The sequence below is a fragment of the Pseudomonas alliivorans genome, from assembly GCF_017826695.1.
Classification (GTDB): Bacteria; Pseudomonadota; Gammaproteobacteria; order Pseudomonadales; family Pseudomonadaceae; genus Aquipseudomonas; species Aquipseudomonas alliivorans.
On record NZ_JAFFZW010000014.1, the window covers coordinates 82,331 to 102,884 of the forward strand.

The following is a 20,554-nucleotide window of genomic DNA, read 5'->3' on the forward strand; positions in this document are numbered from 1 at the left end:
AGCGTCTTGCTCTGGTCATGGCATTAACGCGGTGCGATGGCCGGAGTGACACCTTTGATGGCAGTTCCAATCGTTGTCGTGGCTCAAGGCCGGTGCGCACAATGGCTACTCGTCCGGTCCCTGAGTCTATCGGCATGCCCCAGCCCGTGTTCTTCGCCCACGCCAACGGCTTCCCCTCGGCCACCTACGGCAAACTGTTCGCTGCGCTGGGACCTCAATATACGGTCGCGCATCTGGAACAGCATGCCCATGATCCGCGTTTTCCTGTCGACGACAACTGGCTGAATCTGGTCGATGAACTGATCCATCATTTGCGTGACCAGGACGGGCCGGTGTGGGGGGTTGGGCATTCGCTGGGCGGGTTGTTGCACTTGCATGCGGCCCTGCGTTGCCCTGAGCTTTACCACGGGGTGGTGATGCTCGATTCGCCTGTGCTGGGGCTGGCTGATCAGTTATTCATCCGCGCAGCCAAGCGCCTGGGGTTCATTGACCGGATCACGCCTGCGGGTCGAACACTGGGGCGTCGCGAGGCGTTCGCCGACCTGGAATCGGCCCGGGCCTATTTTTCCGGCAAGACGCTGTTTCGCCGGTTCGATCCGGAATGCCTGGACGCCTATCTGCAGCACGGGCTGCAGCAGGATGGCGAGCAGTTGCGCCTGCGCTTCGATCCGGCCACCGAGATCAGCATTTATCGCAGCATTCCGCACACCAGCCCGCTTCCGTCGCGGCATCTCAAGGTGCCGCTGGCAATGGTGCGTGGCAAGCACAGCCGTGTGATCATGCCGCACCATGGCTATCTGGCCAGGCGCATGCGTGAAGGCGAATACCTGTCGATGCCGGGAGGGCACATGTTTCCACTGGAGCGGCCGGATGAAACGGCACAGTTGCTCAAATCACTGTTCATGCGCTGGGATGAACGCAGCGCACGACGTCATGCCGGGAAAACCTCTGCATGAAGTGTCCTGTCGAGGAAGTACGGCTGAGCCTCGGGCACATTGAGCTGGCGGCGCATCTGTTTGGTCCTGAAGACGGCATGCCGGTCATCGCGCTGCATGGCTGGCTCGACAACGCCAACAGCTTTGCGCGGCTTGCCCCGAAGCTTGAAGGCCTGCGCATCGTGGCGCTGGACCTTGCCGGACATGGTCATTCCGATCACCGGCCGGCGGGTGCCAGCTATGCCCTGGCCGATTATGTGTTCGATGTTTTACAGGTCGCCGAGCAGTTGGGCTGGTCGCGCTTCGCGCTGCTGGGGCATTCGTTGGGGGCAATCATTTCGGTCATGCTGGCCGGCGCGCTGCCTGAACGGGTTGCCCGGCTTGCGTTGATCGACGGCCTGATTCCGCTGACCGGCGAGGCTGATGCCGCCGAACGAATGGGCGCTGCGCTGCAGGCACAACTGGCTTTGCCCGGCAAGAAAAAGCCGGTTTATCAGGATCAGGACCGGGCCATTCAGGCGCGCATGAAGGGCGTGGTGGCGGTCAGCCGCGAGGCCGCCGAGTGGCTGGCGCAGCGCGGACTGATGCCGGTGCCGGGCGGGTACACCTGGCGCAGCGACAGCCGCCTGACGCTGCCTTCTGCGACGCGTCTGACGCACGAGCAGGCGATGGCGTTCATCAATAATGTGCGCTGTCCGACGCAACTGGTCATCGCCCGGCAAGGCATGTTGGCGAAAAAACACGAGGTGATCGAACGTCTGCCTTTCGGCATCGAAACCTTGCAGGGCGGCCATCATCTGCATCTGGATGATGAGGAGGGCGCGTGCGCTGTTGCACGCTGTTTCAATCGCTTCTTCGCTGCTTCTTGACTTGCGGTCGGCAACTGCCGACGCTGAGCAGGTTGAAACAGGAGCCAACCACGATGGACCTATCCTCCACTCTGCAAGATTGCCTTGTCGGCAATGCCCCTCGCGCTTTACTTTCGTCCGCCTGCCAATGAGAGCACTCATGCGTGTATCAAGTGTTCCATTCGTTGCATTCCTTGCGACGGTCTTCAGTGCCATGGTCGGAGCTGCCGATCTGCCGGGCAGTCAGGACCTGCAGATTCTGCCGCGTCTGACTGGCTCGGAAATCGTTGACTATCGCCCACGGGCCGAGCTCGAGCGCATCTATCCGATGGGCTCGATCCGCAAGATCAGCGGCCAGTTGCGGTTCGATGGTCAGGTCAGTGCGCGAGGCAATCTGACCTCGGTCACCTATCAACTGCCTGCTGAACACGCTTCCGACGATGCCTTCACTGCCGCACGCGAAGCCTTGCAACAACAGGGTGCCGAGCTGCTGTTCTGGTGTCAGGCCCGTGACTGTGGTGAGAGCAGCCTGTGGGCCAACGAGGTGTTCGGCAACTCCAAACTGTATGGTGCTGATGACCGGCAGGCTTATTTGCTGTTGCGTCTTGCCGAGCCCAATACCGACACGCTGGTTGCGCTTTACAGCATCACGCGAGGCAATCGTCGCGCCTATCTGCATGTCGAGCAGTTCGAGTCAGCCGCACCCCTGGGCGATCTCCTGCCCACCTCGGCCACCTTGCTGCGTCAGCTCAAGAGCACCGGCAAGCTCGATCTGCCAAGGCTAGGTGGCGAACCCCAGGAGGTCTGGGTGACGCTGATCTCGCGCGGACTCAACCTTGACAGTACCTTGCGAGCCACCGTTTCCGGAGCCAACGCTGCTGCATGGCGCGAGGCGCTGATCGCCAAGGGCGTGCGTGCGGCACGGCTGGAAACCGGCAGTACCGATAAAAAAGGTCTGTCCATTGAGGTGATTCGCTAACGATCTGTTTCCCGTCCATGGCGAATACAGCTGACGCGAGCCGTGTTCGTCTTTATGCTCGCCACTTCCGATTTCCTCTTGCAGGCCCTTCATGTTCAACAACGATCGTCTACTGGTTCAGATCCTGCTGCTGGCCCTGTTCGGCGCTTGCCTGTGGGTGATGGCCCCGTTCTGGTCGGCACTGGTCTGGGGCGCGGTGCTGGCCTTTGCCAGCTGGCCGCTGATGCGCCTGCTGACACGCTGGTTCAAGGGGCGCGAGTCGTTGGCGGCGCTGGTCATGAGCCTGTGCTGGCTGTTACTGGTGGCAGCGCCACTGGTGTGGCTGGGTTTCAACCTGGCCGATCACGTGCGTGACGCGACGGCGTTCGTCAGGGATGTACAGGTTGATGGCTTGCCTGATCCGCCCGCGTGGCTGGCGGGTATTCCTATCGTGGGTGAGCGGCTGGTGGGTTTCTGGACCACCATCGATCAGCAGGGCGCTGCGTTCATGGCCACGGTCAAACCCTATCTGGGCGAAGTCGGCAACTGGCTGCTGGCGCGCAGTGCGCAGATCGGCGGCGGCATTCTCGAGCTGACCCTGAGCATTGTCTTCGCGTTCTTCTTCTACCGCGACGGCCCGCGTCTGGCAGCCTTCGTGCTCAGCCTGCTGGAACGCCTGATCGGCGACCGCGCCCAGTATTATCTGGATCTCGTCGCCGGTACCGTTCAACGGGTGGTCAACGGTGTGATCGGCACGGCCGCTGCCCAGGCGGTGCTGGCGCTGATCGGTTTCCTCATCGCAGGCATTCCCGGCGCGCTGGTGCTGGGCATTCTGACCTTCCTGTTCAGCCTGATCCCCATGGGCCCGCCCCTGGTGTGGCTGCCTGCCACCGCTTGGCTGGTGTGGCAGGGCGAATATGGCATGGCCGTGTTCCTCGGCATCTGGGGCATGTTCATCATCAGTGGCGTGGACAACGTGCTCAAGCCATACCTGATCAGCCGCGGCGGCAATTTGCCGTTGGTGATCGTATTGCTGGGGGTGTTTGGCGGGCTGCTGGCGTTCGGGTTTATCGGTCTGTTTATCGGACCGACGTTGCTGGCAGTGGCTTACAGCCTGTTGACGGATTGGGTCGGCAGTGAGCGTGGTCGCACGCCACGCTGATTCAATGTCTTGCGCTGCATCACGGTCCCGTCGCGCGGTAGACACCGGCGGCGGCTTCGTTTCTCAGGCCGCCGTATCGAGATACCGCCCGACCGGCTTGCTGCCTTCGGTTTCATAGCGCTCACCCAGCGCGGCGATCATCTTGCCCAGGGCCTGGGGCTTTCAGCTGAAAATCCATCGTTGCCGATGCCGTTGATCATCGTGCTCACTGCCCTGAGATGACGATGGCCGGCAACGGTGTGCCGGTGCATGCAGCCTCAAGGCAGCGTTTGTCGAGGAGGGTGAGGTGTGTAACAAGGCCGATAAGCCGCTGTTCAAGGACGAGGCAAATGCAGCACCGCTGTCAGGCCGCCTCCGGGCGTCTGTTCAAGTGTCAGCTCGCCCCCGATGCGTCGTGCGGCTTCGCGGGCGATGGTCATGCCCATGCCGACGCCACCTGAGTTGCGGTTGCGCGAGCCTTCCAGGCGGTAGAACGGTTCGAATACGCTCTCATGCAGTTCCGGCGCAATGCCTGGGCCGTGATCGATGACCGAGACCTTGACCCCATCAGCACTGTCCTCGATCACAATCCGGGCGCTGCCGGCATAGCGCAGGGCGTTATCGACCAGATTATGCAGGCATGAGCGCAGCGCCATGGGCTGGGTCTTCAGCGGTTTACACTGGCCCTCGTATTGAACATCGTCGCCGTTGTCCTGGGCGTTTTCGGCCTGTGATTCGATCAGCGCCTGTAGATCCAGTTGCTGAAGTATTTCGGTCCTGCGGTGTTCGTTAAGGTATGCCAGGGTCGCATCGAGCATGTTGATCATGTCATTGAGGTCCTGGGTCATTTGCCCGTGCAGCCTGGGTTCCTGAATCTGTTCGACACGCAGCTTGAGCCGCGACAAGGGGGTGCGCAGGTCATGAGAAACCGCTGCGAGCATGCGCCCGCGTTGCTGCATCTGCTCGCGCAGCTTGTGCTGCATGAGGTTGAAGGTTTGCGCGGCCTGACGTGCTTCCCGCGGGCCGGAGATTTCCAGCGGCGGGCTGTCAAGGTTTTCGCTCAGGCGTTCGGCGGCGTCGCTCAAGCGTTGTACGGGACGGCTCAGCGCCTTGGCGCCGTACCAGGCGGCGATGATCAGGGTGATGAATTGAAAGATCAGCGGGACCACCGGGCCGCCCAGTAAGGGCGGCCTCGGCGGCCTGCGTCGTTCACCCTGATTATCCGGACGGCTTTGATCATGTTGCGCAGAGGGTTCGACCATGGGCGGAGGCGGCATAGGGTGCATGCCGTAATTCATGAACCATATGAACGCCAGCAGATGCGCAAGCAGGATGGCCAATAGCGCGCCGCCGAACAGCCGCGCAAAGAGCGTATCGAACCTGCGGATCAACCCAGGTCCCTGGCATCGAACAGATAGCCTTCGCCGCGTACAGTCTTGATCAGTTGCGGGTTCTTCGGGTCGTCAGCCAGTTTCTGGCGCAGACGCGAGACCAGCAGGTCGATGCTGCGATCAAACGCCTCGATCGAGCGCCCACGGGCGGCATCCAGCAACTGCTCGCGGCTCAGCACGCGATGCGGGCGTTCGATGAAGACCCGAAGCAGGCGAAACTCGGCGTTCGACAGTGGCACCACAAGGCCGTCAGGCGCGGTCAACTGGCGCAGCACGCTGTTCAGGCGCCAGGTGTTGAAGCGAATCGTGCTGCGTTGATCGCTGCGTTCATCGCGAACCCGACGCAGGACGGTCTGGATGCGCGCGACCAACTCGCGGGGTTCGAACGGCTTGGCCATGTAGTCATCCGCACCCAGTTCCAGGCCGATGATCCGATCGGTGGGTTCGCAGCGGGCGGTCAGCATCAGGATCGGGATGTCCGAGGTGCTGCGCAGCCAGCGGCACAGCGACAGGCCGTCTTCGCCGGGCAACATCAGGTCCAGCACTACTACGTCGAAGCTTTCCTCGCTCAGGGCCTGGCGCATCTGGGCGCCGTCAGTCACGCCGCGTGCCTGGATGTTGAAGCGCGTGAGGTAATCACACAGCAGTTCACGGATCGCCACGTCGTCATCGACGATCAGGGCGCGGGTGGTCCAGCGCTGCTCAGTGGCCCCATCATCGGCCGCACTGTCGGTCATTGCTTGCATAAGTGTTTGCTGTCTCGCTGGCTGCCTGTCATGAACGAGCCGCTTGCCATGGCTGGATTCGGGCGTCTGGTGTGCGGTGCGCAAGCGTGTCGATTCTGAATGTCGTGCGCATGTCCTCACTGTATCAATTCAGACACATTTTTCCATGTCACGGCTGAAATCCCCGGGCGATGAGTTGTCAAGCTGGCAGATCCGGGAGTGGTGCCTGATTCACTCTGGATGTCCACTGACAGGCAGGGCGGCGCGCCCCGCATGGCCGACGGCCCGCTTAGCGGCTATGCAATGCACAGACCGGAGATTCAACCATGCCTTCAAAACCCAAATATGATGCACTGCATGCCAGGCAGGTACGAGAACGCTACATCAGGCAACAGAGGGAATTAAACAGCTACAGGAGCATGCAACTGCCCCCTGTCACCGTCGTCGATGCCTTTTCTGGAGATGCCGACGGGCTGCTTCCCATTGCTGCACTGAAGGGAAATCTCGCGATCAAGGTGGAGGACTGGCGACAGACAAATCCACCGCCCGGTGCGTTGGAGGATTTGCACTTTGAATGGCGACCCGACGGTTCCAGCGAGTACATTGAACTTTTGAGTGAATCCTTCACCACTCCTATTACTGAAACCTTTCCGTTGGACCGATTCATTGAGCAAAGGCACTTCCTACGCAGTGAAGGCCTGTTCCATTTCAGGTACGGTGTAAAAGGCTGGAACTCGGCCAACATCGAATACTCCCTGGACCAGCCGATTACTGTGGACCGCACTCCGCCTTACGGTCCTGACGATCCTCCCGCTATCGATGACCCCGGCTCAGTCGATGACGCAGTGCTTGACGCCGACAATGGCGTGTTCGTGACAGTGCCGGATTTTGTTGAAGACAAGAAGGCGTTTGTAACGATTGCGATTGTCTGGTCGGACAAGGTTCCGCCCCCCGATCAACCGATCGTCCCGGATGTATCGCAACTGCTACCCGCAGACCGGAGAGTCTTGGTGGCACGTAATCTGGTGGAGCGCTACCCATCAGGGGATCACTATGTGGCGTATGAGCTGTTCGACAAGGCCGGAAACCGCAGCAGACCCTCTCGTGTGCGGACCGTTGCGGTCGCGAGAGGGCCATTGCCTGCCAACCTGAAACCCCCTGTTGTTCCGCTGGCCAGTGACGGTTTGATCGACCTGGCGGATGCACGGCTGGGCGTGACAGTCGAGATTCCAGGGTTTGATCAGTACATTCCCGATGACGATGTCGTGGTCAAATGGGGAGCAACAAAGCTGACACCAAAACGAATCGGGGAAGGGGATAACCCTTTTCCGGTTAAAGTTGTCGTCAGTTGGGAGCACCTCAAGCGCGAGTACACGGCTCCCGTCTCCGCCCCTTATGACATGACTGTGCCGGTCACCTACGAGGTGCTGCGCGGCACGACGCCTTTCCCCCTGCCCAGTGCCGACGGCATTGAGGTAGACGTCAATCTTGCCTACCCGGGGCCTGTAAATCCGGATGAGCCGGATCCGGTCAACATCTCTCTGAATCCCGTGGTCGTCACGGGCGACTCGGCGACACCTGACCACCTGATAGATGCCGATCAAGGCAAGGACGCAACCGCTACCATTAAGCTCTACAGTCCTACCCGTGCTGACGAAGTCATCACGGTGTACTGGAATGGCGTTGCGTTGGCTGCGACCGTTACGCTCGACGGCACTGAAAGCCTCGGTGATGAAGTTTCAGTAACGGTCCGGTGGAGTGAAATCGAGGCCGGTGGGCCGGGCGACGTGCCGGTGTATTACACGATCACTCATGTGGAATTTATCAATCCTCAGCGGTCACACGAGACGTGGGTAAAAGTCGACGCAGTGCCAATTATCCTGGCCGCTGCGACATTCCCGGATATTTCAAGTGTCGGTAGTATCTCGCTGCTCAACTGCGACTCGTTGCGCAAGCGTACCAGTGATGGTGAGGTCGGGTACCGGGTGAGCGTACCTGCATCCAGATACCTGATCGGTGGAGAGAAAATTACCGTGAGTTGGGTCTTGAAAGAGGCAGACCAGACGACGGATGTCCCTGGAACCGAATTGAGCCAGGAGTTGACCATTGGGGCAGATGCAGACGTAAACGGTATCGAATGGTTTGTGCAGCCTTATAGCAAATATATACTGCCGGCCCAGTTGGAAACGACTAATGGTTGGGCATATGCTCATTTGATTTATACACTGTCCATTAATAGTAATATCGTCACTTCGCAATTCGTCGATACCGTTGTCGGTATTCAGGACCTGGGTGATCCAAGTGGGACATGTAATATAACGTCCTTGCCTGAATTTCCTTGAATGTTATAGCGAACAATACTGAGGCAGTGCGCAATCCCGACAGAACGATATTCAGACCGCCCGTTAGTTGTAGGAAGATTCCTACGGTAAACGTTGACTTGTCTGATAGAAGATGGAGGAGTGTCTATCTACTCTTGACGCCCTTTCGTTATTCGCTGGTTCGCCGACAGGCGAACCAGCAGTTCGTAGTCTGGAGATGCCCTAGATGAACCATTCCTCGCCTGTCGGTCGCTCGCTTTTATTATTCTCATTCAAACCTCTGGCGCTAATTCCTTTTCTGCTGATCGGTGAGCAGGTCGTTGCCGAAGGTGTACGGTTCGACAGGACCATCGATGGGACCACACCGATAACCGATTACCGTGTTTTCAACGGTGCCACTCTCACGGCTAATGGTGCCGGTGCGCTTAATATCATTGTCGAGCAGGGCTCAGGTCTTGTGCTTAACGGTTCCAGTGTCACGGGCTCCGGTGCAGGCGTGTCTTTATTGAACGCCACTGCCGGTATCGTCGGCAGTACGATCACGGGCACGACGATAGGATTGTCGCTGGGTAGCATCAGCACTGTTCCCGGTGGATCGAGCGCCACTGTCCAGAACAGCGTCATCAGTGGGGGAGTGATCGGTGTCCAGGTCGGCACGTTCGGCGAGTTCACCGCTCGCAACGCTCAGATCAGCGGCGGTACCTGGGGTATGCAGATGGGTAACGGGCGGGCAAACATCTACGGCGGTACGATCAGTGGCGGCAACGGAGTCGCTATTAACCCAGGCAGCGATCTGTCCACCCCGAACACATTGATCCTCGACGGTGCAACTGTACAGGGCACGACCGGTGCTGCCATTTTGGTGGGCGATTACGGCCTGCCGTCGACGGCCGCGCAGATCCATGTCAACAACGGATCGACGCTTCAAGGGGCGGGAGACGTTTTGCTGGAGGTCACCGGCAGTGCTGCTGCAAGCATGACGGTTGACAACAGTCGACTGAACGGCAATGTCATCGTGGAGGAGGGTGCCACGGCCCAACTGGTGCTTCAGAATTCCGCCACCCTGACGGGTAACCTGCAAAACGTCGAGCGCCTTGCCGTCAACAGTAATGCGCAGTGGGTCATGACCGGCGACGGCAAGGTTGAAAATCTCGCGATGGCAGGTGGGACGGTGCGATTCGGTAAGCCAGGTGCATTTTACAAGCTGTCGGTAGACAATCTTGCGGGCAGCGGCATCTTCGCCATGGAGGCGGATTTCGCTCGAGGCCAGAACGATTTTCTCGACGTCTCCGGCACGGCCAGTGGCAATCATCAACTGGCCGTGACCGCCAGTGGAGAAGATCCGCTCAACGATACGAGCCTGCACATGGTGCATATCGGTGATGGGGATGCGCAATTCAGCCTGTTAGGCGGGCCTGTCGATCAAGGCACGTGGTCTTATGATCTGGTGCGCGAAGGCAATGATTGGTATCTGGATGCCGCTACCAGGACGATCAGCCCGGGTACAAGCTCGGTGCTGGCTCTGTTCAATGCCGCGCCGACGATCTGGTACGGTGAAATGACGACGTTGCGTACACGCATGGGCGAGTTGCGAAGCCATCCCGGTAACGCCGGGGGCTGGATGCGAGCTTACGGCAGTCGCTACGATGTGGAGCAGAGCGCAGGTGTCGGCTATCGGCAATCCATGAGTGGATTGAGCCTGGGGGCGGACGCACCGCTGCCAGTGGGTGACGGGCAATGGCTGGTGGGTGTCATGGCCGGCTACAGCAAGTCCGATCTCGACCTGCAGCGCGGCACTACCGGCACGGTCGACAGCTACTATGCCGGTGCCTACGCGACGTGGCTGGACGAACAGAGTGGTTATTACTTTGACGGCGTCGTTAAGATCAATCATTTGCGTAACAAAGCTGATGTCACCATGAGTGACGGGCAGCAGGCCACAAGTGACTACGACAATAATGGAGTGGGTGCGTCTCTGGAGATCGGTCGACACATCCGTCTGGCCAACGGTTACTTCATCGAACCCTTCGGGCAAGTATCCGGTCTTGTAGTCGGCGGCAAGGACTATGAGTTGTCCAGCGGCATGCGCGCCGAAGGCGAACGGACCGGTTCGCTGCTGGCGAAACTGGGCGGGACCGCGGGGCGTAACTTCGATGTGGGTGATGGACGTATTGTGCAGCCTTATATCCGTGCCGCGCTGGTTCATGAGTTCATTGACGAAAATGAAGTACAGGTCAATGACAACCGATTCAATAACGATTTATCAGGCTCTCGAGGCGAGTTGGGCGTAGGCATGGCCATGTCCCTCTCGGACGCGTGGCACGTGCATGCCGATTTCGATTACAGCCGAGGCAATCATATCGAACAACCCTGGGGTGCCAATATCGGGCTGCGTTATAACTGGTAAGTGCAAGAAAGAAAAAGGCCATTACGGCCTTTTTCTCTATCAACCTCGCAATTCTGAGAGTGTCGAAATCGGCAATGGAGGTATTGAATGTATGGCAGTTAACCGGTCATGACTCCTGGCCAGGAGGCATGTTGATGGAGAGTTCATGATGACGACTGCTCAGCAATCCCCGCAACAAAACTTGCCCCCGCCAGTAGTGGCCGCATTGCTGCCCAACGATCCCCAATGGGATGAAACTGATCTGCTGCCTGCCAGCGCCGTCACCCGTCCCTTGCCAGTGAGTATCCCCGCCTGGGTGCATATTCCAATCTCAGGCTTTAAAACCGTCCTGCGTCTGTACTGGAAGACGGGCCTTACTCAACATCTGGTTGAGGAGCGTGAGTGGGACAGTGACCTGTACCCGGTCATACCCTCGGACCAGCTTTTGTTCGAAGTACCTGTGATTCGCCTGGTTCAGGGGCTTCATGAGGTATGGTACGAATTGATAACCCCCAATGGTGACACTAACTTCTCCGGCACGCAGCCCGTCAGCATCGACCTGACACCGCCAGTCATCGGCTCTTTCGTCAGCCCATTGGCATTCGATACGGACACCATCACAGAGCAATATTTGCTTGATCACGGAGATCAGGCAGTAGCGCTAGTCCCGGTTTATACGGATTTCAAGCCAGGGGATGTCATCGTCTGGTACTGGAGCGACGATCAGTCTCACGTGTCGCCAGGTGATGAGGTAGGCAGCCGAACGCTGTCCCGCGGAGAAAGCCAGCCACTGTCGCTGGTGTTTCCGGGCCGCATGATCGTTGACCGGGGGGATGGTGAGCGTTTCGCCTTCTATCAACTGCGCGACCGGGCAGGAAACGAGACGAGTTATTCAGAGCGGGTCAAACTTACGATCAATGCTCAGCCGGTTCCGCGTCTGCTGCCCAGCCCCACGGTGGCAGAGGCTGTCGGCAGCTCGATCAGCAGCCGCCTTGATCCTTATAGTGCTCGTGGTGGCGTGACGGTTGTGATCCCCGATACCGCAGTCTTCAAGCCCGGCGATGTGATCGAAGTACAATGGTCCACCCCTGGAACCTATGGCGAGTATCAAACCAGGGCGGCGGACCTGACCGGCAAACGATTCAGTGTACCGCCGGAGTACGTTCCCCCGCATATGGGCAGAAACATCCCGGTGTATTACCGGGTAAGCGGTAACGGGTCTGTTGTGGAGTCGGATCATCATGAGTTGAGCGTGCAGAGGCTTGCAGGCGAGCGCTGGCCGACAGTCCAGTGTGCCCGTCCGGGCATTTCATCCGGCCGGCTCAGCCTCGCCAATGTGGATGGGTATGCAACGTTCAGACTGAGCCGTTGGATGTTTATGGCGGTTGCCCAGCAGGTCAGCCTCACGTTGCTATCCACGGGTTCGCCTCTGCCGGCACTGGATCGTTACGCCGTGACTCAGCACGACATCGATACTGGCTATCTGGCGGTGGACGTGCAAAAAGCTGACCTGCAAACCATTCCATTGGGTGCGCTGACCGTCGAGGTCAAGGTCAGCTTCGATAATGGGGCGAGCGAGGAACTGTTCCCGACGCTGAACCTGACGCTGGTGCAGTGAACATCCCATACGGTCATTGATAGCTGACGGTAAAGTTCAGAGCCCCTTTGGCGAGTCCAGGCCTGACCTGTGTCTTATCCTCAATCTGGTAATAGCGGGCGCTCATGTCCAGCACCGTGTTGCCTGGCGATACCGTGATCATCGGCACATCCTGGCCCAGCGGTATTGGCGTCGTTCCATCACTGCGCATGATTTGCACAGCGATTCCTTGGGCCGTGGAGTCGCTGGTCAGGGAAAATGCCCCGCTCACGCCGGGAACCGGTACTGAGCCGCTGACACCATCGAGTCGAATATTGGCCCAGGCGATGTTGACATCGCCCGGATCGGATTCGCAGTTGCCCAGACGAATACTGAACGTGACGGGTGTCGTACCTGTTCCCGGAGCCGTAAAGTGTGCGCTGCTCCAGTCGCCCAGCTTGACCGGATCGTCACTGACTACCGCGGAGTCGCATTGTGCCTGCATCACCGTTGCCCTGAGCTGAAATTCCATGGTTCGTGGAATCAGGCTGAACCTGCCATAGAACAAGGCAGTGTCCACAACCTGTGGTCCGGGTAGAATCGGCCCGGTCTTGATGAGCGTGACCCTGCCGGTCAGCGGGTTGACGGGCAGGGTGACATCGGCAGTCAGTAACGCGTTGAACGGCACCACCGGTCGGGTCAACGGGACGAAGGAGCCCGGTGCCACACCGTCAAAAGGGTGTCCGAGTCTGATCATCGCGCCGACTCCTGAGATGCCTGTTTCGAATACTTTTCCGTTAACGTCCTCCCCCATGACAGGCGGCAGCGTCCCGGCATGGATGGGTGCCTGTGCCACAGCGTTGAACGCCAGCGTGTGAGCACCATCGTTTTCACACTGTACGAAGCGGCCTTCATTGGACGTCAGCGAGAAAGGTTGATCGAATACACCGATGACGCTACCGGTTTTGGCATCCTTTGGCACATAGACGGTGCCGAGACCGAGCGGGTAAGTCATTGTGTGTACGTTGTCGGGTCTGACCCAGCAGGTGCTCTGCGCCAGAGCCTGTTGCATCTCGAAACCTGCCAGCAACACAAGAGAGACGTTGCGTAATTGTGATGGAAACTTCATGCAAGATGTCCTGTAAGGCGCCGGAACAAGACCGGCCTGCGAGTTCGAATCATGGGCTGCACGTCAATGTCTGCAGGCGATAGCCCTGTCGTTGTTCCATCGAGCCAGGATTCAGATCGATTTGGCAGGTCTGTTCGGATTGTTGTCCCCAGCGTACCTCCAGCGTCTGTGGCTGTTCGCCGATGGCCAGCAGTACCTGGCCCCCCTGGCCGACGACGGCGAGCACTTGACCTGTCGCATCGCTGACCTGTGCACCGAACGGTAGCGGCTGGCCCTTGCGAGTACGGAGCGTCAGGATCATGCGGCTGATCGATCGGTTTGCAAACGTGGTTTTGACCACTGCGCCACGTCGCGGCACCACCTGTGCCACGCCGTTGTCGATCTCCACATCCGGGCCCAGATCATCGGTTTTCAGCGCCACGCGGTTGACCCGGTAGGGGCGCATGTAAGGCACAAGTGCAAAACCTTGTGCATTGGTGCTGACCCCCGCAGCGTTGCTGATGCCTACATCGGCAACGCCTGGTACTTCAACCAGTGCCGAGGTATCGCTCAGGTAAGGGCCCAGCTCGATTCCCTCGCCATGCAGCAGTACCGCGCCGCTGGCGTTGAGCGAGGCGCTTCGATAATCGCTGCCCTGATTGATACCCGCGCCGAGGCTGGCGTAGGGCGCCTGCCAGGAGGCAGACAGTGAGGCCGATTGACGCTGATTCTGATCCCTGTTGAGGGACGCGCTATAGCCCAGGCGGTTTTCATGGGCGCTGCCAGTCAGGCGTGCTGTCTGGCTATGTTGACCATTCTGGTTGTTATAGCCCAGGGTTGCGAAGTTCGAGTGCCCCAGTTCCAGCGGAAAGGAGAGGCTCAGGCCGAACTGTCGATCATTGCGCGAGCGCTCGTCGTTCAGCGACTGCGAGGCGAACAGCGTGTAGCTCACGCCTTGGTAATGGTGGCTGAAGTTGAGCTGAAACTGGCGCTGCTGATAGCTGCTGTTCCAGAAATCCTCCTGTGAAAGGGTCAGGCTCAAGGAGCTGGTCCTGCCCAGGTTCTGAAACACTGCTGCCTCCAGTCGGCTGCGTCGGCTGCCTCGAAATGAGCGATCCCGACGGCGCTCACGCACGGACTCATCAAAATCCCGATAACCTTCGGTGGAGTAGCGGTAGCCGGCGAAACGCAACGTCGTGTCGGTATCGAAGGCCTTGCCATACTTTATGGCGTAGCTCAGACCGGAGACGCTGGTGGTGTCAGGGGCATCCAGATCGGCGGTCGAGCGAGTCACATCGATAGCCAGAGCACCCAGTACACCAAGGTCACGCGCCACGCCGAGATTGCCTGCACGGTAAAATTCGCTGCCTTGCAGGCCTCCATACAATGTGAAGTCCCACCCGGTGCCGATGGCCAGACTGCCTTGCATCAGCAAGGGGGTCTCCAGGTTGCCCGTGGCGTTGTACCGGCCCAAGGAGGCGCTATAGCGCCAGACGCCTTCGCGCATGAGATTGCCAAGCGTGGAGTAAGGCTGTGTAAAACGCCTGATGCGGCCGTCGGCTTCGGTCAGGACCACTTCCAGTTCGCCGCTGCCGCCCCCCAGACTCAGATCGTCGATTTCATAGGGGCCAGCGCTGACATAGGTCGAGTAGAGCGGGTAGCCGTTGTTGAAGACCTCAAGTTTTGCACGGCTGTTGGCGACACCCCGAATCACCGGTGCGTAGCCTTGCAGCACATCCGGCAACATCTCCATATCAGTTGCAATCACCATGCCTTTGAGCGGCAGACTTCTGAATACCTCTCCGGAGGTGAAGGTTTCACCCAGCGTTACATTGGCCCGAGTACCCGGCAAATCGCGTTGCACGTAGGTATAGGCTCTCGTCCATTCACGCTGTCCCTGATTGTTCCGGCGCAACGACTGGCTGCTGCGAAACCGCCAACCGTCCAGGTTGAAACCACCTTTAAGGTACAGGTCATCACTGTTTTGATTGCCGCCATATTGGCTGGAGCCCTGTTGGGCCGATACCTGATAGTTGACGAAAGCGGCGTTGATGCCTGAGTCCCAGCGAGCCGGGTCGACGTAGCCAACCACGTCACGACGCAGAGCGATTTGCGGGATAGACAATGACAGGGTCAGCCTCCTGCTGTCGAAGCTGACTCCCGCTCCGGAAATCAACGTGGCGAGATCAATACAAGCGTCACCTGCAGGCGTTGGGGAGACGAGACTGGCCAGGCGAACCCCGATCTCTTCCAGCAGGCCTCGGGAAAGGCATGGCATCAGGCGCTGCTGTCCATCAGCCGGGAAAAACTCAATGGCTCGCTCATCGAAGTGGTTCAGATTGACCAGAATGCTCACGTGATAGCGGCCTGGCGCGATATTGTCTTCGTTGTCCAGGTTTGCAAGGGCCAACGTCGCAGCCGCAGCACCCTCAGTGCCGTTCTGGCGCATGAAACCTGACTGGAAGTCGCTGGCATGAACGTTGGCGTGCCACGGCCATGCGCTGCTGCTGACGATCAAGATGAATGTCAGGCGCAGGTGGGCCGTCAGACACGACGGTCCTGTGAAAAAAAGCATGAAGGAATTCCTGGCTGTGCGACTGAAGCGGATGAGTGATCAGGGACTGACCCGAACCCTGGCCGTCAGGTCGGGTGTGATGCCGCCGTAATCGTTCAGGTTGGCAAAAGTGACCTGCAGTCCGTCGGCGGGGTCGATACCACTGAGCACGTAGGTCTGGCTGCTCATGGGGGCTGCCATTGCCGGGCTGTTGAGGCGCAGGTATTGCCCGTTGCCTTTGATATCGATGCGAATGAAGGACATATGAAAAGGGGTAGGGTTGTCGACCCTTAGTTGCGCCCTGTCACCGACCCGGTCAACCGACCATTGCAGTTCCCGCAGAGATTCCACCGGGTTGCCCTTTAACCCGGCAGGGCGATAGAACAGCTTCAGACGGGTTCGCAAAGCGATGTTGAGCGCATTGTTCTGATCACTCTTCTGCGCTTCGGGGATTTCCTGCACATTGAAGTAGAAAAGCGATTCCCGATCACTTGGCAAATCGTTTGGCAGGCCGTTGAGCTTGACCTGTTGTTCCTTGCCGGGTTCAAGTTTGAACAACGGCGGACTGGTGATAAAGGGCACGGCAGTTGTGGTGTCGTCTGCCACAGTATTTACCCAGGTCTGGACTGCATAGGTCCTTTCACCCGGGTTGGAGACAATGAGCGAAACGCTGCGCTTGTCGCCTGGGAAGACAACACGTGTGCCACTGACAACAAGTGCGGCATGGCCGAAGGGCAAATATCCGGCCAACAATGAAACGGCCAGGCAAACCGTCAAAGCGCGGCGTACTGGCAGCAAGGTAGAGAGCGACATGGGTGTACCTGTTGCAGGATGCGGATCTGCGATAACGCTCATCGAGCGAGACTCGCCGTCCCTCCGCAAGCGCGGGTGGCGCGGCGAGCGGGCGGTGATCAGTTGATGGCGATGGTGAAGCGTACGTCTGCTTCGGTGCTGCCAGCAGTGACGGTGGCGGAAGTGGAGCGGTGTGCGACATAGAACATCATGTCGGTTGGCGCAGTAACGTCCAGGTCGAAATCGCGGGATGCCTTGCCGTTGGCGACCAGGGCGCCCTTGTCGTCACGGATCGAGGCAACGACGCCGGACGCTGGGCCGTTGACAGGTTTGAACGCGAAGTAGTCACCGGTGGTGTCCTTGACGCCGGTAAACGTTACGGCTGCGGTATCGCCTGCGTTGACAGTGCAACCACCTCCGGGGATCAGGCGCAGGCCGAATCCGCGGTTGCCGACTTCCTGGCCGGCGACGGTGAACTGGCTGGCCGAAACGGTACCTATGTTAACCAGGCTACCGGTCGGATTGCCGGTAACGGGATCAATGATCTGGATCGGGCAAGTGGTGGAGGTGATGCTGCCGGTGAAGTTGATCGTGCCGCTGTTGGCGAACGTCGACATACTCGCGGTGTTCAGAATCACGGCTAACGGCAGTACGAGCAAAGAGCGTTTCATTGAATATTCCTTTAAAGGCAGTTGATGCTTCTGTCTTTTGAACGAGCTGCACAACTGTTCGGCTTACAGGGTTATAAGTAAGTTGATGTTTCCATGCTGGTAGGTTTGTTGCGAAATATTTGTAAGTATCGTCCTACAAGCGGCGCACAGATTAGTTGTGAATAGATCAGGCAGATATAGGAGAAATCCGTACGTGTGTGCGAATCTTCCTTAGTGTGTGTGAGGTGACTTCAGTCGTCAGCGTCTGATAAGCATGACCGCCGGGCGTCGCGACTGAAGTTCGTCCTGATGTTTTCCGCTGCCATGTAGGTTGTTACATAGCAGGAAGTTTGCTGGCATCATGCGGTGAAATGCCACGCGCCCTTTGAGCGGCTGCAATGTAGCTCGTCTGATGAACCGGTGTGACTTTAGGGGGGACCGGAGAAGCCGGCGGACTGGCAGGCGTGTTGCTGCCCAATGAAGCAGGCGCTGAATGGCGGCGGCCGAACAGTGGATTTTGCAGCGTTTCGTAATCACCCATCTGAAGATCTCCTTTTACGTACCCTCCGGCATCGTCGAAGAGATCGGCAAATTTGGCAGAGCCTGTACCGACCGGAGTGTTCATGTTTACCTTGTTTCCAAATCCGCGTCGTAGCCAGAGACGGTTTCTGTTTTCCATGTAGTTCAGTCCGCTCATCATCTCTTCTCCGCCTTCTACCCAATAAGTGTCGAAGTAGCTGCTACTTGCCGACTCCGCGCTACTTGCCCTTCTGGACAAACCTGTCAAGTCCTCAGCGCTTGCCGCTGCCTTCAGCGTACCCTTGCTTGCTCCTTTCGCCATACTTGCTATGGATACCAAACCCAGGATCATGCCCGTCTGTGCAAATACATTACCGGTCTCGAACTGCTTCTGGGCCTTTTCCGGGTCGCTCTGACTGAATGCCGCAACATGGAAACCCGTACTGACAATATCCAGGGCTATCCCGGTGAGCGACAATCCGATTACCGGTGCCGTTGAGCCCAGTGTCGTAACCGCCAGCGCTGTGAATGCCGCTGTCAGCAGCAGGCTGGTGAAAATCGCGGTCCGGTTGGGTTCGAAGTTACGGTACGGCAGTTTGCCGACGCTGTGCCCGGTCGGGTCTTGAAAGGCAATCGGATTGCCCAGGCAGTAACTGTACGGATTTAGCCCGCCGCTACCGAAAGGGCTCAAGGCATCCGGGCTATGGAAGCGCATCAGCGCCGGATTGTAGGCCCGGTAACCTCTGCCCAGCAGATACCAATCGCTTACTGTGTCGCGCAATTCCCCATTGAAACCCAATTGGCAGTGCAATTCATCGCCACTGGCTTCACCGTAGGCGCTGTACGTTGCCAGGCGCAGAGCCCCTTCGGTGCTTTCTCCAAGCACGGTATTGCTGGCATTGGTCATCAACAGGCGAGTCTCTGCCTGCGCATCGACTTTTTGTTGGCCAAGCGGCATGTCGCCGCTATACAGGTACTGGACGGTGCTCTGATCCTGAATCATGGCGCTCAGGCGGTTGCCTGCATAGAAGCGCAGAGCGGCTGGTTGACCGCCTTCAATGACGCCGACCAGATGATTATGGCCGTCATAGTGAAACTGATTCAGGGGGGTGCCGTTGTCGCTGTGCACAGACAGCAACCGACTCTGGCTGTCGTAGGTCAACTGTTGCCCCAGTTCATCTTTCTTCAGATTGCCGTCGTCGTCATAGCTGAAGTCAGTCGTTTGTGGTTTGTAACGAGGATGGCTGTGGCTGACCCGCACCAGCTGAAAAGTGTCTTGTGCACTGTAGCTGTATTGGGTTCGATTCATGGTGCCATCAGCAAACCGGGTAACGGTCGATGTGATGTTGTCCTGCGCATCGAAGCGAAAGCCCTGGCTGACAATTTCATAACCATAACGATCGAGGGGCAGATTGAGGCCTAAGCAGGTATGCAGGATCAGGCGCCCGCGGCTGTCGTAGGCAAACTGCTCGAGCAGCAGGCTGGTATCCGCCTCCTGCAGGTGTCGGCTTTGCAACTGGTCATCCACTCGCCATACCTGGCTCAGGGTGCGGTCAGGTTGGCCGTCAAGGCTCAGCGTACGCGATATTTCGCGGTCGAAGTCGTCGTACTCCAGGCGGGTTTGCAGGCTGACCCTTCGGTCGGTGTCGGTGGTCACGATGCGCTGCATACGTCCCAGCGCATCGTAGTGCAGTGCAGCCCTGAGGCGATGCTGGCTGATGCTTTCCGTGCGCCCCAGCGCGTCATGGCCCAGCAATGTCTTCAACCCGCTCACCTCGTTGCGTTGCAATAAACGACCCTGCAGGGAGCTGAGGTATTCAGTGGTCCATTTAGTGTTATTGGCTTCCCATATGTCGCTTTTCAAATTTCCGGCAGCATCATATTCGTAGTGGCGTTTGCCCTGGCTGTTGGATGACGAGGTCATGTACGCACTTTTGAAGTCGTAACTGAAGGTCGCTTTTTCGTCTACGGCCTCGGTGCTGGTCGGTTCGCTGGTCAAGCCTGGGGTGTAAGCGTAGTGGATTGATTGCTTGCCTGGTGTGATGCGCTCGCTGACGAGCGTCTGGCCGCCGTCGTAGCGATAGTATTCGTTTCTTGGTCCGACCTTGAGGTGCGTCAGCCGGCCCAGACCATCGAATGATTGCTCGCCTGCTTCCACATCGGGTTTTAGCTGACCGGGCCGGCGAATGCTTAGTCGACTGGCAAGTGATCCGGCGCTGTGAGCGGCGTATTCGCGCAAAATACCGGTGTCGTCAGGCAGCACGTTTTCTACAAGACGATCGAACGCATCGTATCGATAGCGGTTGGAGTGACCCAGCGTATCGATTTCTTCTACAGCACGGCCCAGCCCGTCGTAGCGATAGACCTGGCGTCCCAGGCTCTGTCTTTTATCAGGGAGAAGGCTGCCGTTGTCATCCAGGAAGCGTTCGACGCTTTCCGGCTTGCCGAACAGGTTCAATCGCGTCTCGGTCATGCCGTGTCGTTGCGGATCGTCACGTCGTGATTGTCGCCAGGTACTGCGCGCGGGCATGTACCAGCCCTGGTCGGTGGTCCAGCCAAAAGGGTTCGTCACATTGAAACTGACCACTCCATCCGGTCCGGTTTCACTGATCTGCTGGCCCCAGTCGTCGTAGCCGAAATGGCGCGTCAG

General features: G+C 58.5%; 14 protein-coding genes and 1 pseudogene. 7 read left to right on the forward strand and 8 right to left on the reverse strand.

Translation table 11 applies throughout. The annotated features are described in order from the left end of the window. The first annotated feature begins 134 nt into the window (after nucleotides 1-134). From JTJ32_RS25010 to JTJ32_RS25025, 4 genes are all read left to right on the forward strand, one after another. On the forward strand, nucleotides 135-956 hold the full coding sequence (locus tag JTJ32_RS25010; RefSeq protein ID WP_210043650.1) for an alpha/beta fold hydrolase: 822 nt from the start codon (nucleotides 135-137) through the stop codon (nucleotides 954-956). Beyond that, nucleotides 953-1,804, forward strand: a complete 852-nt coding sequence (locus JTJ32_RS25015; RefSeq protein ID WP_210043644.1) for an alpha/beta fold hydrolase — start codon at nucleotides 953-955, stop codon at nucleotides 1,802-1,804. Before JTJ32_RS25010 ends, JTJ32_RS25015 begins: the two co-directional genes overlap by 4 nt. Before the next feature lie 127 nt (nucleotides 1,805-1,931). Beyond that, nucleotides 1,932-2,762 carry a DUF4892 domain-containing protein gene (locus tag JTJ32_RS25020; RefSeq protein WP_408004639.1) on the forward strand — a complete coding sequence of 277 codons (831 nt, stop codon included), beginning with the start codon at nucleotides 1,932-1,934 and terminating at the stop codon, nucleotides 2,760-2,762. 91 nt (nucleotides 2,763-2,853) lie between these two features. Continuing rightward, the gene (locus tag JTJ32_RS25025; protein ID WP_210043646.1) at nucleotides 2,854-3,903 is read left to right on the forward strand and encodes an AI-2E family transporter; all 1,050 of its coding nucleotides are present in this window, start codon (nucleotides 2,854-2,856) and stop codon (nucleotides 3,901-3,903) included. A 63-nt stretch (nucleotides 3,904-3,966) separates the two neighbouring features. Here JTJ32_RS25025 and JTJ32_RS25030 read toward each other — a convergent pair. From JTJ32_RS25030 to JTJ32_RS25040, 3 genes and pseudogenes are all read right to left on the reverse strand, one after another. Continuing rightward, a pseudogene (locus JTJ32_RS25030) lies at nucleotides 3,967-4,059 on the reverse strand (EF-hand domain-containing protein); the annotation flags it as partial. Nucleotides 4,060-4,217: 158 nt separating this feature from the next. Beyond that, complete coding sequence (locus JTJ32_RS25035; protein ID WP_099227230.1) at nucleotides 4,218-5,273, reverse strand: sensor histidine kinase; 1,056 nt, start codon at nucleotides 5,271-5,273, stop codon at nucleotides 4,218-4,220. Continuing rightward, entirely contained in the window at nucleotides 5,270-6,019 is a 750-nt protein-coding gene (locus JTJ32_RS25040) for a response regulator (protein ID WP_184323297.1), read from the reverse strand. Before JTJ32_RS25040 ends, JTJ32_RS25035 begins: the two co-directional genes overlap by 4 nt. A gap of 305 nt (nucleotides 6,020-6,324) precedes the next feature. Here JTJ32_RS25040 and JTJ32_RS25045 point away from each other — a divergent pair, with 305 nt between their 5' ends. The 3 genes from JTJ32_RS25045 to JTJ32_RS25055 all read left to right on the forward strand — a co-directional run bounded on the left by JTJ32_RS25045 (nucleotide 6,325) and on the right by JTJ32_RS25055 (nucleotide 12,323). After that, the gene (locus JTJ32_RS25045; RefSeq protein WP_236059446.1) at nucleotides 6,325-8,340 is read left to right on the forward strand and encodes a hypothetical protein; all 2,016 of its coding nucleotides are present in this window, start codon (nucleotides 6,325-6,327) and stop codon (nucleotides 8,338-8,340) included. A 205-nt stretch (nucleotides 8,341-8,545) separates the two neighbouring features. Further along, nucleotides 8,546-10,726, forward strand: coding sequence for an autotransporter outer membrane beta-barrel domain-containing protein (locus JTJ32_RS25050; RefSeq protein WP_210043647.1), 2,181 nt, complete (start codon nucleotides 8,546-8,548; stop codon nucleotides 10,724-10,726). Between the two features lie 145 nt (nucleotides 10,727-10,871). Beyond that, on the forward strand, nucleotides 10,872-12,323 hold the full coding sequence (locus JTJ32_RS25055) for a hypothetical protein (protein WP_236059449.1): 1,452 nt from the start codon (nucleotides 10,872-10,874) through the stop codon (nucleotides 12,321-12,323). A 13-nt stretch (nucleotides 12,324-12,336) separates the two neighbouring features. Here JTJ32_RS25055 and JTJ32_RS25060 read toward each other — a convergent pair whose 3' ends face one another. The 5 genes from JTJ32_RS25060 to JTJ32_RS25080 all read right to left on the reverse strand — a co-directional run. Then, nucleotides 12,337-13,410, reverse strand: coding sequence for a fimbrial protein (locus JTJ32_RS25060; protein ID WP_099227233.1), 1,074 nt, complete (start codon nucleotides 13,408-13,410; stop codon nucleotides 12,337-12,339). Nucleotides 13,411-13,459: 49 nt separating this feature from the next. Further along, nucleotides 13,460-15,964 carry a fimbria/pilus outer membrane usher protein gene (locus JTJ32_RS25065; RefSeq protein ID WP_210043648.1) on the reverse strand — a complete coding sequence of 835 codons (2,505 nt, stop codon included), beginning with the start codon at nucleotides 15,962-15,964 and terminating at the stop codon, nucleotides 13,460-13,462. Between the two features lie 39 nt (nucleotides 15,965-16,003). After that, entirely contained in the window at nucleotides 16,004-16,756 is a 753-nt protein-coding gene (locus JTJ32_RS25070; RefSeq protein WP_099227235.1) for a fimbrial biogenesis chaperone, read from the reverse strand. A gap of 98 nt (nucleotides 16,757-16,854) precedes the next feature. Then, on the reverse strand, nucleotides 16,855-17,406 hold the full coding sequence (locus JTJ32_RS25075) for a fimbrial protein (protein WP_099227236.1): 552 nt from the start codon (nucleotides 17,404-17,406) through the stop codon (nucleotides 16,855-16,857). A gap of 313 nt (nucleotides 17,407-17,719) precedes the next feature. Further along, the coding region (locus JTJ32_RS25080) for an RHS repeat-associated core domain-containing protein (RefSeq protein ID WP_328823994.1) at nucleotides 17,720-20,554 on the reverse strand (2,835 nt) is incomplete at its 5' end.

What these genes read in the sequence shown, in the direction of transcription:
- JTJ32_RS25045 (WP_236059446.1), top strand. Translation starts at nt 6,325, where the DNA reads ATGCCTTCAAAACCCAAATATGATGCACTGCATGCCAGGCAGGTACGA.
- JTJ32_RS25015 (WP_210043644.1), top strand. Translation starts at nt 953, where the DNA reads ATGAAGTGTCCTGTCGAGGAAGTACGGCTGAGCCTCGGGCACATTGAG.
- JTJ32_RS25060 (WP_099227233.1), bottom strand. Translation starts at nt 13,410, where the DNA reads ATGAAGTTTCCATCACAATTACGCAACGTCTCTCTTGTGTTGCTGGCA.
- JTJ32_RS25050 (WP_210043647.1), top strand. Translation starts at nt 8,546, where the DNA reads ATGAACCATTCCTCGCCTGTCGGTCGCTCGCTTTTATTATTCTCATTC.
- JTJ32_RS25055 (WP_236059449.1), top strand. Translation starts at nt 10,872, where the DNA reads ATGATGACGACTGCTCAGCAATCCCCGCAACAAAACTTGCCCCCGCCA.
- JTJ32_RS25020 (WP_408004639.1), top strand. Translation starts at nt 1,932, where the DNA reads ATGAGAGCACTCATGCGTGTATCAAGTGTTCCATTCGTTGCATTCCTT.
- JTJ32_RS25010 (WP_210043650.1), top strand. Translation starts at nt 135, where the DNA reads ATGCCCCAGCCCGTGTTCTTCGCCCACGCCAACGGCTTCCCCTCGGCC.
- JTJ32_RS25065 (WP_210043648.1), bottom strand. Translation starts at nt 15,964, where the DNA reads ATGCTTTTTTTCACAGGACCGTCGTGTCTGACGGCCCACCTGCGCCTG.
- JTJ32_RS25040 (WP_184323297.1), bottom strand. Translation starts at nt 6,019, where the DNA reads ATGCAAGCAATGACCGACAGTGCGGCCGATGATGGGGCCACTGAGCAG.
- JTJ32_RS25025 (WP_210043646.1), top strand. Translation starts at nt 2,854, where the DNA reads ATGTTCAACAACGATCGTCTACTGGTTCAGATCCTGCTGCTGGCCCTG.
- JTJ32_RS25070 (WP_099227235.1), bottom strand. Translation starts at nt 16,756, where the DNA reads ATGTCGCTCTCTACCTTGCTGCCAGTACGCCGCGCTTTGACGGTTTGC.
- JTJ32_RS25075 (WP_099227236.1), bottom strand. Translation starts at nt 17,406, where the DNA reads ATGAAACGCTCTTTGCTCGTACTGCCGTTAGCCGTGATTCTGAACACC.